The organism is Paenibacillus alkaliterrae, assembly GCF_021532375.1.
Lineage (GTDB): Bacteria > Bacillota > Bacilli > Paenibacillales > Paenibacillaceae > Pristimantibacillus > Pristimantibacillus alkaliterrae.
Window position 1 is genome coordinate 14313 of record NZ_JAKGAP010000005.1, and the last position, 15856, is coordinate 30168.

At 49.0% G+C, this 15856-nt stretch carries 12 protein-coding genes, 1 tRNA gene and 2 pseudogenes; 1 reads left to right on the forward strand and 14 read right to left on the reverse strand.

Going from position 1 to position 15856, the window contains the following annotated elements; genetic code table 11:
* Positions 1–21: 21 nt before the first annotated feature.
* The 12 genes from ccsA to L1N85_RS02655 form a co-directional block, all read right to left on the reverse strand.
* The gene (ccsA, locus tag L1N85_RS02600) at positions 22–834 is read right to left on the reverse strand and encodes a cytochrome c biogenesis protein CcsA (protein WP_235234622.1); all 813 of its coding nucleotides are present in this window, start codon (positions 832–834) and stop codon (positions 22–24) included.
* A gap of 22 nt (positions 835–856) precedes the next feature.
* Entirely contained in the window at positions 857–2239 is a 1383-nt protein-coding gene (hemA, locus tag L1N85_RS02605) for a glutamyl-tRNA reductase (protein ID WP_235234623.1), read from the reverse strand.
* 197 nt (positions 2240–2436) lie between these two features.
* Positions 2437–2835, reverse strand: a complete 399-nt coding sequence (gene speD / locus L1N85_RS02610) for an adenosylmethionine decarboxylase (RefSeq protein WP_054027216.1) — start codon at positions 2833–2835, stop codon at positions 2437–2439.
* Positions 2836–3202: 367 nt separating this feature from the next.
* Positions 3203–3793 (reverse strand): non-ribosomal peptide synthetase module, encoded by a 591-nt coding sequence (locus L1N85_RS02615; protein WP_235234624.1) that lies wholly within the window; start codon positions 3791–3793, stop codon positions 3203–3205.
* Positions 3794–3985: 192 nt separating this feature from the next.
* Entirely contained in the window at positions 3986–4573 is a 588-nt protein-coding gene (gene yihA / locus L1N85_RS02620; protein WP_235234625.1) for a ribosome biogenesis GTP-binding protein YihA/YsxC, read from the reverse strand.
* Positions 4570–6939 carry an endopeptidase La gene (gene lon, locus L1N85_RS02625; protein ID WP_235234626.1) on the reverse strand — a complete coding sequence of 790 codons (2370 nt, stop codon included), beginning with the start codon at positions 6937–6939 and terminating at the stop codon, positions 4570–4572. The genes yihA and lon overlap by 4 nt, the downstream gene beginning before the upstream one ends.
* Positions 6940–6976: 37 nt before the next feature.
* The gene (gene lonB / locus L1N85_RS02630; protein WP_235234627.1) at positions 6977–8680 is read right to left on the reverse strand and encodes an ATP-dependent protease LonB; all 1704 of its coding nucleotides are present in this window, start codon (positions 8678–8680) and stop codon (positions 6977–6979) included.
* A gap of 240 nt (positions 8681–8920) precedes the next feature.
* On the reverse strand, positions 8921–10030 hold the full coding sequence (ispG, locus tag L1N85_RS02635) for a flavodoxin-dependent (E)-4-hydroxy-3-methylbut-2-enyl-diphosphate synthase (RefSeq protein ID WP_235234628.1): 1110 nt from the start codon (positions 10028–10030) through the stop codon (positions 8921–8923).
* Between the two features lie 91 nt (positions 10031–10121).
* Complete coding sequence (clpX, locus tag L1N85_RS02640) at positions 10122–11378, reverse strand: ATP-dependent protease ATP-binding subunit ClpX (protein ID WP_235234629.1); 1257 nt, start codon at positions 11376–11378, stop codon at positions 10122–10124.
* 16 nt (positions 11379–11394) lie between these two features.
* Entirely contained in the window at positions 11395–11988 is a 594-nt protein-coding gene (gene clpP / locus L1N85_RS02645) for an ATP-dependent Clp endopeptidase proteolytic subunit ClpP (protein WP_235234630.1), read from the reverse strand.
* A gap of 231 nt (positions 11989–12219) precedes the next feature.
* Positions 12220–13509, reverse strand: coding sequence for a trigger factor (gene tig, locus L1N85_RS02650; RefSeq protein WP_235234631.1), 1290 nt, complete (start codon positions 13507–13509; stop codon positions 12220–12222).
* Between the two features lie 88 nt (positions 13510–13597).
* Complete coding sequence (locus tag L1N85_RS02655) at positions 13598–14503, reverse strand: hypothetical protein (protein ID WP_235234632.1); 906 nt, start codon at positions 14501–14503, stop codon at positions 13598–13600.
* Between the two features lie 237 nt (positions 14504–14740).
* Between L1N85_RS02655 and L1N85_RS02660 the strand changes: the two genes are divergently transcribed.
* A tRNA-Arg gene (locus tag L1N85_RS02660) sits at positions 14741–14817 on the forward strand.
* Between the two features lie 129 nt (positions 14818–14946).
* Here the strand turns inward: L1N85_RS02660 and L1N85_RS02665 are convergent.
* Both L1N85_RS02665 and L1N85_RS02670 read right to left on the reverse strand, forming a co-directional pair.
* Positions 14947–15548 (reverse strand): annotated as a pseudogene (locus tag L1N85_RS02665) (AAA family ATPase).
* A 126-nt stretch (positions 15549–15674) separates the two neighbouring features.
* Positions 15675–15856: pseudogene (locus tag L1N85_RS02670) on the reverse strand (RNA-guided endonuclease InsQ/TnpB family protein); the annotation flags it as partial.

The window sequence follows — 15856 nt, forward strand, 5'->3', positions numbered from 1 at the left end:
CCAAACCTGGCTTTGTCCGAACTAGTGAAAGGATGAAAAGTAATTAGACAATAAATTTAAAATCAGCATTCCGAAAGCAAACATATAAAGCCGGGCAAGCTGCAAACCCGGACGCCTCAGCATCGCTCTCTGATACACATAAATAATATACATAATCAAAGTAGCAAAAGAAGAAAGCACCTTCCAATCAAGCAGAAGCGCCGTTCTGCCTTCGACAAGCAGGGAGGTGACGGCAATTGCGAGCGACATGGCAAGCAGCGGAACGCCGATAATGACGGCCCGATCCCCATAACGCTCGATCAGGTCAAGGCTGGGCAATCTGCGCACAAAGCTTGACCAGCGCTTCCGTTTCAATTGATTATGCAAAACCAAGTACATGCCTGCGAATAGCGCTCCTATGGTCAACGCGGCATATGCGCATAAAACCAGACTGATATGTATGTATAAGAGCTCTCTGGTCGTGTCCCACACAGCCAAAGACTCACCGTCGCCTGGATTGCTGTATAAATTTAACGCCAACACGGCAAAACCGATCACATTGACAAAGAAGACAATAAAATTAATTTGGATAAATCGACTGATAACAAGCGATATCGTGACGAGCAGCCAGGAGAACCCTAACCAATACTCGAACGGCGTAACCGTCGTCATCTGCAAATGAGAAACCATGCGTATCACTAAATAGCCGGTCTGCAAAACCCAAACAAAAATAAGCAGCCCTGTACCCATCCGTTTCGCTCGCCGACTCGCGTTCATGAAGTCGGAGAAATAAAACAGCAGGCTCAGGGCGTAAATATAAAGTATCGCATCATATAACCAGTTTTGCGTCACCATAGTTCCTCCACATTGCGGCCCTCTATCTCGTAATAGGTGCTAATACCACCGAAGCTGCATGGGTTTGAACGTTCTTCTTTTTTGCTGCAACGACAGCTTCTGTTGCCGCATCAAGCTCCGCTTGACGCGTCTTTGCGAGCTCATCCTCGAGTGCAAACAGCTTAACGAACATGTCCATAGCTTCGTCAGCGCGTTTTTCACCGGCCATTTCTTTAATGCGTAAAATCGGATCCTGCATCATTTGGTTTACTATACTTTTTGTTAACTTACGGATGACCTTGAGTTCGTGCTCTTCAAGGTCAGGCAATTTATTCGTCAAGCTCTTCATCGTTTCCTCATGAACGTCTGCCGCTTTCGTTTGCAGCGCTCTAATGAGAGGTACGACGCCAAGCGTTTTGTACCATTGCTCAAATAGATCAATCTCTTCGCTGATCATGGCTTCGATTTTGGCAGCCTCCTGGCGGCGATGCTCTAGGTTGCTCTCCACAATGCCCTCCAGATCATCGATGTCATACAAAAACACATTATCCACTGCAGCGATCGAAGGATCCAAATCACGCGGTACCGCAATGTCGATCATGAACAACGGCTTCGCTTTGCGTCGCTGCATCGCTGCCGCAACCTGTTGACGCGTCAACACATATCCGTCCGAACCAGTCGAGCTAATAATAATGTCTGCCTCGTGCAGCTTCTCGGCTGCTTCTTCCATCGACCATGCTATCCCGTTAAACTTGTCAGCAAGCTTCGCTGCCCGCTCATAGGTGCGATTCACGACGATGACCCGGTCCGCGCCATTAGCATATAGATGCTTTGCTGTCAGCTCGCTCGTTTCTCCTGCGCCGATAACCATAACGGTCTTCTTGTTAAATTGCCCAAAGATTCGCTTGCCTAGCTCGACCGCCGCGTAGCTGACGGAAACTGCCGACTCGCCAATCGTCGTCTCGGTATGAGCGCGCTTGGCCATCGTCAAGCCCTGCTTAAACAGCATGTTGAACAGGGTGCCTGTCGTCTTCTGCTGTTGAGCGAGGAGAAAAGCATTTTTCACTTGACCTAAAATTTGCGTTTCCCCAATGACCATAGAATCAAGTCCGCTTGTTACCCGAAACAAATGATCGATGGCCTTGTCATCCTCGTACATATATAAATGATTCGTAAATTGCTGTCTAGGCAGCTTAAACCACTTCTCCATAAAGCTGCGAATGTAGTGTCCGCATAAATGATGTCTGTCTACTACCGCGTAAAGCTCCGTCCGGTTGCAGGTCGCTACTATGACACATTCCATTATACTTTGTGTCTGAATGAGCTGTCTCAGCGCATCCGGCAAATCCCGTTCTGCGAACGCAAATTGTTCTCTGACTTCTACGGGAGCCGTTCGGTAATTCAGTCCTACTGCGATAATGTGCATGCGCGGTCACCTGCCTCCTTCTCTAGTCCGTACAAACCTTGTTGTCTGCGACTATTATAGCATAGTTCGACATTCAGATAATGTTCATTTATGAATAATATTTGAAAAATACAGACTCATTATTCCCTATTCATGCAAAGAAATAACCATGGATGAAATCCATGGTTATTTCACTTTGACTGATTAATTTAAAGCTCTTAAACGAGCTCGGTTTGTTTCATTTTCGGTTCTTCCACTTGCAGTTCGCCCATGCCGCGTACAAGCTTCTTCGCATAAGTCGCTTTTGGCTTCAATACAGCTAGCATATAATCGATTGCAAGCTGAGGATCAACAGTTTCACCGCAGGTGTAACAGTCCAGTGCGGCAAAGCCTCTCTCAGGATACGTATGAATCGAGAGGTGACTCTCCGACAGCAACACGAGTACAGTTGCTCCTTGAGGATCGAATTGTTTCGCTTGAACTGACAATACAGTAGCACCACAAGCTTCAGCAGCCTCTACCATATGTGATTGCAAAAATTCAGCGCTGTTCAGTAGATCAAAGTCTACACCCCAAGTATCAACAGCAACGTGTCTTCCGAAAGTTGAGTATTCCATCTTTCGGTTCCCCCTTCCTAGGAATAAAATGTTTGAAAAATTTCATCCGCTAGGACCTACGTCATTCACTTCTCGAGGGTTTTATCTCTCGCAACATAACTATGTCCTGAGTGAATCCTGGTTCCTATTATTTTCATCAACAATGTTTTCAACGAGAATAAAAATAACATCTATCGACGAGAAATGCAATAGTTTTTTTTGAGAAGGATCGATTTGGCATTCTCTCGCCATTCCCGTTTTTAATGTATGACGCATAAGCTTATCTTGTAACTCGGCAAACAATCATCCCGCCATATTATTTTTGGCATCCCGCGGACTAAAAAAGGGAAGCCGCAGCAGCGGCTCCCCATTTCGATTTATGATTTTATTAGGCTTCAAGAACAAACAGCTTACGGGTCAATTCGGTCAAGCGTTCATCGATCCTGCCGATTTCAACAGCATCCTCGGTTTGATTGCGAAGATCCAGCAGTTCATTTACTGCGCTGTTGATTAAGCCGATTTCACGCTCTATCAGACGGCTGCGGAATACACGCTCAAGCTGACCTAACGTATCCTTGAACTCGAACACGATGCGGTCACCTGATTTGGAGCTTTCAACAATTTTCAGAACGGAACCGTTCATATAATGATAGATCATCGTATAATGACTGTAGATTCGGTTGACGATCGCATTGCCGCGGAAAGCAGATACTGCTTTGCGCATGGCATTGGTCAGCCTTGACCCAACAAGCCGGCAAGAAAGTACGCATACATAATAGTCTTGTTGACGTTCAAAGGTCAGTCGGACTTCTTCCCTCCCTGCCACGTCTTCGAGAACAAGCTCATGGTTTCCATTGTCGAGTACAAGCACCTCTTGGCGGATTTGCTGCTCTTCAAACAACCGGATAAACTTAGCCATCTCTTCATTCGTCAATTGCAGTTTGGCATTTACATACTCTGTGGCTAGCCGCTTAGCCATAAAAATCTCCTCAATTCTTTAAACTTGCACGGTTTGGTCTTAAGTATATTATACGTGATCGAAAGCTTTTATTCCTGCCGTCCAGCCTCGATATTCCCGCATATTCCACAAAAAAACGGTGGATTTCACGAGGAATGCCGACTTTTTCACTGTATCCTCTGCTTTATATAAGAACATGCTGCACTTGCTACCTCATGTAGCAATCGCTTCCGAAATGACATCCCAAAGCTGCTCGCGGCCGAGTCCCGATTCCGACGAAAATAAGACGACTGAATCGCGCGGATCGGCTTCCAGTGTCTTTTTGATCATCTTAATATGCTTGTCCCATTTCGATTTCGGAATCTTATCAGCCTTCGTAGCGACGATGCACGTTGGAATTTCATAATGCTTCAGCCACTTGTACATTTGCTGGTCCAGCTTCGACGGCTCGTGACGGATATCGATGACCAGCAGTTGAAGCTTCAGCGGCTCCCGGTCACGAATGTACCTTTCGATCATTTCGCCAAATTGCTCGCGCTGCGTCTTCGACACCTTCGCATAGCCGTAGCCCGGAAAGTCGACCAAGTAAATTAAATCATTAACGCGGTAATAATTGAGCTGCTGCGTCTTGCCCGGCTGAGAGCTCGTTCTGGCTAAGTTTTTGCGTAAAATCAATTTATTAATCAAGGATGATTTCCCGACATTCGAACGCCCTGCCAGAGCAATCTCTGGCAAGGCGTCTTCAGGGTATTGATGGGGCTGTACTGCACTGATGATAAACTGTGCTTGTGTAATCTTCATAAAATAGGTGTACCTGCCTTCTTCTCCGTTTGAACCGGAAGCAGCGCATGCCGCAGCACTTCATCCATATGACTAACCGGAATAAATTGCATATCATTGCTTACGCTGTCGGGGATATCCCTTAAATCCCGTTCATTTTCCTTCGGCAACAGCACCTTACGTATGCCTGCGCGATGCGCGGCCAACGATTTCTCCTTCAAACCGCCAATCGGAAGGACGCGGCCTCTAAGCGTTATTTCTCCTGTCATCGCAACTTCCTTGGATACATAACGGTTAGTAAGAGCCGAAATAAGAGCTGTTGCAATGGTAATGCCCGCTGACGGTCCATCCTTAGGAATGGCCCCTTCCGGAATATGAATGTGAATATCGTTTTTCTCATGGAAGCTTGGATCGATCCCCAACTCAATCGCTTTGGAGCGCGTATAGCTGAAGGCTGCCTGTGCGGACTCCTTCATGACGTCTCCGAGCTTGCCGGTTAAGGTCAGTTTACCACTGCCCGGCATAACCGTCACCTCAATGACAAGCGTGTCGCCGCCAACCTCCGTCCACGCAAGGCCGGTAACGGCTCCAACCTGGTTCTCGCTTTCCGCCAGGCCATACCGGAACTTCGCGGGTCCTAACCATTCCTTCAGCTGCTCATAATCAACCTCGAGCGGCTCTGGCGATTCCGTTTGCTCTTGCGATACGAAATGTTTAGCCGCTTTTCTGCATACAGCCGCTATTTGCTGCTCTAAATTACGTACGCCGGATTCGCGCGTGTATTCACGGATGAGCTGCAGCAGCACCTCTTCCGACATGATGAGCTGCTCTTCGGTCAGGCCGTGCTCCTTCTTCTGCTTCGGCAGCAAATAACGCATGCCGATTTGCAGCTTCTCGAGCTCGGTGTAACCGGGAATATAGAGCACCTCCATCCGGTCAAGCAGCGGACGCGGAATGTTATGCATCGCGTTTGCGGTCGTTACAAACATCACGTTCGACAAGTTAAACGGGACCTCAACAAAATGATCGCTGAACGTGTTATTTTGCTCCGGATCAAGTACTTCTAAGAGGGCTGAAGCCGGATCTCCGCGGAAGTCCATCGCCATTTTGTCAATCTCGTCAAGCAGAAACACCGGATTTAACGATCCGGCCGTCTTCATCCCTTGGATGATTCTGCCCGGCATTGCGCCAACATAAGTGCGTCTGTGACCGCGAATTTCCGCTTCGTCGCGAACGCCTCCAAGCGATATCCGGACAAACTTCCGTCCGAGCGACTTCGCTATGGATCGTGCGAGCGACGTCTTGCCCACCCCGGGAGGTCCGACCAAGCAAAGGATCGGTCCTTTAAGCTGTTTCACAAGCTGCTGTACGGCCAAATACTCAAGCACCCGCTCCTTCGGCTTTTCCAGACCATAGTGATCCTCATTAAGAATCGCTTCTGCCTTGTTAATGCTAAGGTCGTCATCCGTCTGTTTATTCCACGGCAGCGACAGCAGCCAATCGATATAATTCCGAATGACTCCGCCTTCCGCAGAAGTAGACGGCATCTTCTCAAGACGGTCGATTTCCTTCTCGATCTTTTCCTTTACCTGCTCGGGAACGCCCGTTTCGGCAAGCTGACTTCTCAGTTCCTCGACCTCTCCGGCACGCCCCTCCTTCTCGCCGAGCTCCTTTTGGATCGCTTTCATCTGCTCCCGCAAATAATATTCCTTCTGCGTCTTTTCCATTTGCTTTTTGACGCGCTGGTTTATTTTGCGTTCGAGTTCAAGCACCTCCCGCTCGTTGTTCAGTATATCGAGCAGCTTCTCCAGCCGCTCTCCGACATCGATCGTTTCAAGTATATCCTGCTTATCCTTGATTTTGAGCGAAAGATGACTTGTAATGACGTCGGCAAGCCTGCCCGGATCGTCGATGTCCGACACCGCCGCATGCGTCTCCGGCGTCACCTTCTTCGATAACGAGATATAGTGCTCGAACTGGTTCAGGACGGAGCGCATCAGCGCATCCACCTCAGGATCATCCGTTTCCTGCTCCGGCAGCTCTTTAACCAAAACCTCATAAAATTCGTCGTTCGGCAAATAGTCCAAAATCTCTGCGCGAACGACGCCCTCTACCAGCACCCGAATCGTACCGTTCGGCAGCTTAAGCATTTGCCGTACTTTTGCAACGGTTCCGACCTTATATATGTCTTCCTCCGTCGGCTCCTCAATGTTCACTTCAGATTGTGAACAAAGCAATATCATATGATCTTCGACCATCGAGCGTTCTAACGCTCGCACCGATTTGTCCCTACCCACATCAAGGTGGAGCACCATGCTGGGATAAACGAGTAGCCCTCTTAGCGGAAGCAAGGGCAGCCGACGACCTTTCGTTTTATTAGGTCCCACACCAGCACCTCCAATTGTTAACGTCTGCCTTATTTTATCATTCTACGGAATCAGCCTGCAAATAGCTAACGCTTGGCGAAATAAATAATTCCGTTCCAACTGGTGCATCCGCCTGCGCAGGTACGACAGAAGCATCAGGAAACACATGATTGAATACTTCTTCCACCCGTTCAACCGGTATCACCTTAAGTCCCTCCAGCTCAGCGAATACGGCCTGCCAGTTCTCCCTTGGAATGATAACCTGCTTAGCGCCGGCCTGAAATGCGGCTTCCACCTTAGCTAATACGCCGCCAACGGGCTTCACGTTCCCATGGATGCCGACCTCTCCGGTCATGGCCAGTCTGTTGTCAATCGGAATACCTTTAATGGCGGATGTAATCGCCGTGGCCATTGCTATGCCAGCGGAAGGACCATCAATCGGCGTTCCTCCAGGGAAGTTAATGTGCAAATCGAAATCCTGCGGATTGAGGCCAATGCGGCGCAACACGGTAAGCACGTTTTCTACCGAGCCCTTCGCCATGCTCTTGCGTCTCAGCGTACGCGACCCACCTCCGAGCTCTTCTTCATCCACGACGCCGGTAATCGTAAAATTCCCCATACTAGGCGAGGCCGGAATAGCGCTAACCTCGATCTCAAGCAGCGTTCCCATATTAGGTCCGTATACGGCAAGACCGTTCACGAAGCCGATCTGAGGCGCCTCAGGCACCTTGCGATCGGGCCGAGGCGGAATTTGACTGCTGTTTACGACCCATTCTATATCGCCGGCGGAGATGTTGTCACGTTTCTCCGACAACGCGACGCCAGCTGCCAGCTGTACGACATTGACGGCCTCGCGGCCATTTGTCGCATACCTTTTGATCACTTCGATCGCTTCGGGGCAAGGGCCGAAGCCTATCTTCTTGACGGCATTTTCCGCTACGAGTCCAATTTCCCCAGCAAGCAGCGGGCGGAAGAATACCTCCATGCACCGGGAACGGATAGCAGGCGGAATTTCCTGCGGCGATCGCGTCGTCGCCCCGACAAGGCGGAAATCGGCCGGCAAGCCATTTTGAAAAATATCATGAATATAGACTGGTATATTCGCATCCTCCGAATTATAATAAGCACTCTCCAGAAATACCTTGCGGTCTTCCAGCACCTTTAACAACTTATTCATTTGCACCGGATGCAATTCACCAATTTCGTCGATAAACAAAATCCCGCCATGCGCTTTCGTTACAGCACCCGGCTTCGGCTGCGGAATACCCGCAACGCCCATCGCCCCTGCCCCCTGATAAATAGGGTCATGAACGGAGCCGATTAACGGATCGGCGATACCGCGCTCATCGAACCTGGCAGTCGTCGCATCGATTTCCGTAAACTTTGCCTCCGGCAGAAACGGTGAGGACGGGTTTTTCTTCGCCTCCTCCAGCACGACGCGCGCCGCGGCCGTCTTCCCTACGCCAGGCGGACCGTAAATAATGACATGCTGCGGATTTGCGCTACACAGCGCAGCCTTTAAGGCACGAAGCCCGTCGCGCTGACCGATGATGTCCTGCATCGCTTGCGGCCTTGTCTTCTCCGCGAGCGGCTTCGTAAGCGATACGCTTCGGAGCTTTCGAAGCTTATCCATCTCTTTGCGCGACTCCCGGTCAACCGCAGAGCGGTTCGTCTTCTGATTGCGCAATAAATTCCAGAAATACAGGCCGATAACAACAGCAAAAAACACTTGGATCAACATTAACACTACACTTAAACTCATTTTTCCTCCGCTCCTCTCAAGCGTAAACGGCTGACGTCGTATTATCTGTGACGGCGCAGCTCACGAACAAACTACATAATTGGTAGTATTACCCCTTGGAAGTAGGAATAACCGCATCCACATTTTTTTTCCGAGCATATGCGATTCCCTAGTCTATAAACACAGTCATCGCGCATAAAAAAAGAGGCTTCCTGTCATCTCATTCGGACGAAGGTAAGCCTCTCGATATATAGGATGCCGTTATGCTGGAGCATGATGCTTGCGGCCGGGAATCTCGCCCGTCTCCTCAAACACTCGTACGATTTCATCGATTTCTTTCTTGAGCTCATTCAGCAGCTCCGCTTCGGGCACTTTCCGGATCATTTCCCCGTAACGGAACAGCATGCCCTCACCGCGGGCGCCTGCAATGCCGATATCAGCCTCGCGCGCCTCGCCGGGGCCGTTCACCGCGCAGCCAAGCACCGACACTTTAATCGGAACCTTGATCTTCGCGATATAATCCTCCACCTCATTAGCGATGGAGAACAGATCGATATCTAGGCGTCCGCAGGTTGGACATGATACGAGCGTTGCCGCATTCGTAATCAGTCCGAACGTTTTCAGCAGCTCACGCGCTACCTTAACCTCTTCAACCGGATCAGCGCTTAGGCTAATACGGACCGTGTTACCGATACCGAGCGCAAGCAGCGCACCGATACCCGCCGAGCTCTTTATTGTGCCTGTATGCAGCGTGCCTGCTTCCGTTATGCCCAGATGGAGCGGATACTTGATCTGCTCGGCTGCCATGCTGTAAGCGGCGATAGCCATCGGTACATCGGATGCCTTAAGCGACACGATAATATCGTGGAAATCGAGCTCTTCCAAGATGCCGATATGGAACAGAGCGCTTTCCACCATCGCTTCCGGGGTCGGATATCCGTACTTCTCCAGCAAATGATTTTCGAGCGAGCCGGCGTTAACGCCGATCCGGATCGGAATCCCTTTGTCCTTACACGCTTTAACAACCGCTTCGATACGCTCGCGGCGGCCGATATTGCCCGGGTTTATGCGTACCTTGTCCACACCGTTCTCAATGGCCATAAGTGCCAATCGATAATCAAAATGAATGTCCGCGACAAGCGGAATATGAATGCGCTTCTTAATTTCCTTGATCGCTTCTGCTGCTTCCTTGTTATTGACGGTTACGCGCACGATTTGACAGCCGGCTTCCTCGAGGCGTAATATTTCCGCGACCGTCGCTTCCACATCTGCCGTCTTGGTCGTGCACATGCTTTGAATTACAACTTCGTTGCTGCCGCCAATCGTAAGATCGCCGACTTTAACCGCTACCGTATCTTGACGTAAATACATTAGCTAATCTCTCCCATGAACGTCAAAGTCCACCCTTGACTGGCGGTACGACCGCAAGGAAGGGTGGAGTCTATGACGGTAGTAATAATGGTTAGGCGCTCTCTTCTTTCTTCTTGCCCTTCTTGGTAGCAAGCTCAGGCATGATTTTGTCCTTTACGGATTGCTCCGTAATGAGACAAGTGCTGACGTCATCGCGTGACGGCACTTCATACATGACCTCTAGCATGATGCCTTCGATTATTGCCCGTAAGCCGCGGGCGCCAGTGTTGCGCTTGATCGCTTCCTTCGCAATGGCGTCGAGTGCGGCAGGTTCGAAATCGAGTTTCACATTATCCATCTCAAGCAGCTTCTGGTACTGTTTTACAAGCGCGTTTTTCGGCTCGGACAAAATCCGGACGAGCGCTGGCTCGTCAAGCGGCTCCAAAGTTGAAATGACCGGCAAACGTCCGACAAACTCGGGAATCAATCCGAATTTGAGCAGATCCTCAGGCAATACCATCGTTAAATATTCGCCTGGTTTCAAATCCTTCTGCAATTCCCCCGAGGAGTTGAAACCGATAACCTTCTTGCCGATACGGCGTTTGATCAAGGACTCAAGCCCGTCGAACGCGCCGCCGCAAATGAACAAAATGTTCGTCGTATCGATTTGAATGAACTCTTGGTGCGGATGCTTGCGTCCACCCTGCGGCGGAACGGAAGCAACCGTGCCCTCCAATATTTTCAAAAGCGCTTGTTGAACGCCTTCGCCTGATACATCGCGCGTGATTGAAGGATTTTCCGATTTGCGTGCTACTTTATCAATCTCGTCAATGTAGATAATGCCGCGCTCAGCCTTCTCTACATCGTAGTCGGCTGCTTGAATGAGCTTGAGCAAAATGTTCTCAACGTCCTCACCTACGTAGCCTGCTTCCGTAAGCGATGTTGCATCCGCAATCGCAAACGGCACGTTCAAAATTTTCGCCATCGTCTGTGCCAGCAATGTTTTACCCGAGCCCGTTGGACCTAACAGCAATATATTGCTCTTCTGCAGTTCAACGTCCTCGATTTTGCTTCCGGAATTAATCCGCTTATAGTGGTTATAAACCGCTACGGACAATGATTTTTTGGCGAATTCCTGTCCGATAACATAGGAATCCAATATCGCGCGAATATCCTTCGGCTTCGGAATGTCCTTCAGATCGAGCTCTTCCTCGTTACCGAGCTCCTCCTCAACTATTTCCGTACATAGCTCAATACACTCATCGCATATATATACGCCTGGACCGGCAACTAGTTTACGAACCTGATCCTGCGATTTGCCGCAGAACGAACATTTCAACTGGCCTTTTTCGTCGTTGAATTTAAACATGTAATCACCCCTTCGATTAAATCGTCGATACCGGTCCTGTTATCACCTTGTCAATCAGACCGTAGGTAAGAGCCTCTTCCGCGCTCATAAAATAGTCACGGTCGGTATCGCGGTCGATTTTGTCATAAGGCTGTCCGGTGCGATCCACATAAATTTGATTCAGCTTTTGTTTCGTTTTCAAAATCCAGTCCGCATGGATCTTGATGTCTGTCGCTTGCCCGCGTACGCCGCCGAGCGGCTGATGTATCATTACCTCCGCATTAGGAAGGGCGAACCGTTTGCCCTTCGCTCCTGCTGTCAGTAGCAAAGAGCCCATGCTTGCTGCCATGCCCATGCAAATCGTGGACACCTCAGGCTTAATATATTGCATCGTATCAAAAATACCCATTCCCGCAGTTACGGAGCCGCCGGGAGAGTTAATGTACAGATGGATGTCCTTCTCAGGATCGTCGGCCGCCAGAAACAGCAGCTGAGCAATGATGGAGTTTGCTACATCATCATCAATTGCACTCCCTAAGAAGATAATACGGTCCTTCAGCAAGCGGGAGTAAATATCGTAAGAACGTTCCCCACGGTTTGTTTGTTCGACTACGATCGGTACTAGATTCATGCGACCAACCTCTTTTCATTTATGACTTTGGATACTTACTTATTGTAACACGTCGTCGTAGTGATGTCATTTTTCCAATAATACATTATACGGCGACGGCCGTTCGATATGTACGGAGATTCGTCTCCGGTTCAAGCACATTTCCATATGTAAGGTCAAAATAAGGCACGTATCAATGACGTGCCTTATCCTGGATAAAAACCTTTTATTTAATTTCAGTTATGTGGGTAATTAAACCGTTTTGCTGCTGTCTAGCAAGAACTTGATTGTTTTGCGAAGCCCGATATCTTCTTGCAGGCTGCCCAGGTTGCCATTTTTCGCGAAAATTTCACGAAGCTCTTCTGCAGGACGGTTGTACGATTTGGATAGCGTTTCAAGCTCAGCTGCCACATCTTCTTCCGTAGCTGTAATTCCCTCTGCTTTAGCGATTGCGTCAAGCACGAGGTTATTGCGAACGCGTTTCTCTGCATCTCCGCGCATTTGCTCGCGAAGAACGGATTCGTTTTGACCGGAGAACTGGAAGTACAACTCCATGTTCATGCCTTGCATTTTGAGGCGATTCTCGAAATCACGGATCATGTAATCCGTTTCGGAAACGATCATCGGCTCAGGAATTTCCACTTCTGCCGCAGTTGTAGCTTTCTCAACAACCGCAGACTCGCGAGCTTGCTCGCTTTCCTTGTTTTTGCGTTCTTTCAGCTTCGTAACGAGATCCTGCTTGTACTCTTCAAGCGTATCGAACTCGCTAACGTCTTTCGCGAACTCGTCGTCGAGCGCAGGAAGGTTTTTCCGTTTGATTTCATGCAATTTCACTTTGAATACGGCAGGCTTGCCAGCCAAGTGCTCTGCGTGATAGCTCTCCGGGAACGTTACTTCAACGTCCTTGAAATCGCCAATTTGCATACCGACTACTTGATCCTCGAAGCCAGGGATGAAGGAATTGGAACCAAGCTCAAGCGAATAACGCTCGCTTGCGCCGCCTTCGAACTGCTCTCCGTCAACATAACCGTCGAAATCAATTACCGTCATGTCGCCGTTCTCAGCAGCGCCTTCTTCAACAACCGTAAGCTCGGCATGGCGTTGCTGCAAGCGCTCCAGCTCAGCTGCTACTTCCTCTTCCGTTACTTCAGATGTAACGGCTTCAACTTCCAAACCTTTGTATTCGCCAAGAGTTACTTCAGGCTTAACGATAACTTTTGCCTTGAACTTGAAGGTTTGACCTTTTGCGAATTGCTCAACATCAATTTCCGGACGGTCAACCGGCTCAAGACTGCTTTCTCTTACTGCATTGGAATAAGCATCCGGCAACAGAATGTCAATGGCATCCTGGTACAGGCTCTCGATTCCAAAACGGGATTCGAAAATACCGCGCGGTACTTTACCTTTACGAAATCCGGGTACGTTCACTTTTTGAACGACTTTCTTAAACGCTTGATCAAGAGCACCTGCGACTTTCTCCGCTTCTACCTCCACGTCGATCGACACGATGTTCTTGTCTATTTTTTCCCAAGTTGCTTTCATTTTATGCCTTCCCCTCCGAAAATGCTCATGCATCACTAGTTTTCACGTTCCATAAACCATTCTATTATAAACAAGATAGACAACCTTTTCAAGACTGGGGTTCATCATCCCCTGATTGCTGTAATACGGATACTTGTCTGAGCGCCCTGCAGGCTTGTTCGTACCTGAATCTTAGCGCTTCGGAAATCCCATATGTATCGCGAACGTCGTCATCGTTAGCCGATCCGTACACCGTGAGGAGCAGCGTCAAATGCAGCGCAGCGGCAAAGCAATCAACCGTTCCTTCATCATCCCTGAGCATCCACTGATAAGCAGCCGTCCCATACAGAAACTGGAGGCTTTCTTTCCAGAGCTCTCTGACAAAATGCGGCAATGTAGGATCGTCTACTTCCGCTGCCTTCTCTGTCCGCTCCAGGATACGATTAACAGGCGGCGGAAAATCATCCATCGATAGCGGAGTATCTGAAAGCTCAAGCTCCACCGTCTCTCCAAGCCTCTCGAGAGCAAGTATGCCAGAGACGCCTCTCTTACGCAAGCATTGAAGCGCTTTAAATTGCACAACCGGATGAACCTGCGCGGTCAAAAGCCAATTTTTTATCGCATCGCCGATACCCGCCGCTTGTATGTAGGCTGCGCGTTCCAGTGCAAGAATTTGCTGGTCGATCATCGGATGATGCTGCATGATATAGAGAACTTGATTCACATAAGCATCATCCTGGTCAGGCGGATTTAATATCTGCTCGCGCAGCGATGCTTCGTCCTCATCATTTTCTCGCTCCGCGCTCCGAAAACCCATCTCCTCTTCGCCTTGCCCATCCTCGGGAAATGCCATGTCGAGCCATGTCAGAAGGCTGTCCCATTCCTCATAATGGCGCGCATCCTCTCCCTGGCACTGCAGCAAGAAGCGCAGCAGCTCTTTGGCCTCCCCGTATTGCTCCGATTCCAGCATACGAGTGAGCTGGATCTGGTAATGGTCCAGCATGCTAGGGAACAAATATACGTTATCTTTGTTGTCGCCTTGTGTGTCATTGGGAGTCGTTATGGTAACACCGCCTTATGGTCACGCCATTGTTCAAATGTATAATCTCGCGTACGATTATACCATGTATGGACAAAAGAAAAAACAAATGCGTCATTCCGACGGTTTTTCCACCGGTTTTTATTTTTATTTAAGCGTTATTCTAAATTTAACTTGCAAATAAATAATCTGTTGTGGTATATTCTTACTTGTGTCCCGGTAGCTCAGCTGGATAGAGCAACGCCCTTCTAAGGCGTCGGTCGGGAGTTCGAATCTCTTCCGGGACGCCATTTCATATTTTCCAACAACAATACCTATATTGCTATGTAAACCTCCTTCAACGGATACGATCCGAAGGAGGTTTTTCGTCTTAACAAGAGCCTTTTAGCCCCTTCTTAACTATATATTTCCTGACGACATTACGCCGATAGGGTAGGCACCTTATCGTTGACGAATTGATAAAGCTGCTCCGATTTCTGCTCGGTCAGCTCACCGCTGTTGTCGAATATAAGGATGGATGAAGCCGGAATATCCCAATTAATTTGCGGCACGAATGCAATGCGCTTCTTAAAGTCGCCCCAGTTGTCCAGCTTCCATTGATCGCGTTCTGTCTTGCGACCGATGATACGGTCCTTCTGAAGCTCCATATCCTGAAGCGTCACTACGACTACTTTAACATCCACGTCCCGCTTGGTTAAACCAGCCGCTGCGATTACCTCCTCGATCCATTGCTTGTTCTTCAGCTCTGCCGTAAAAGGGGAGATCATGAATACGTTCTGGCCTGCCGCCAGGTTCTCAATGCATACGTCCTTTGCCGTATCGTATCGCGCAAATGTTTTTTGTAAAAATCCGAATCGCGATCTCTCTTGTCAAAGCCTTGCAGCTCTAGAATAGCCTCTACGAATCTGCCCCCGATGGTGTCGCGGTCAAGAAACGCCGCCGGAATGCGATCCGACAGTTTTCTAGCTACAGTGGTCTTGCCTGTGCCTGCTACGCCTACGAAAAAAACTAACTTTTGCAAAACGAAAACCCTCCACAATTTTTTGTAGAATTATATCATTATTTCGTTTATTTTAATGAATACTCCCACCACTTACCGATGCAGACGCTTCGGATGAAGTGGGGGTTTCTGATGTATCATCCTTACTTATTTCAGGATGCTTAACACCAGTGGAGTTGACACATTGATGGTCTGGTTACCACCCAACCCCTCTATCCCATCGGTTCCTTTGCCGGATACGTTTGGGAATACTTTACGCATAATGTTGGCGGCGCCGTTCACATCGGCATGAATCAAGCCTTTGGTGCTCGTATACAGCCCTCGATGAA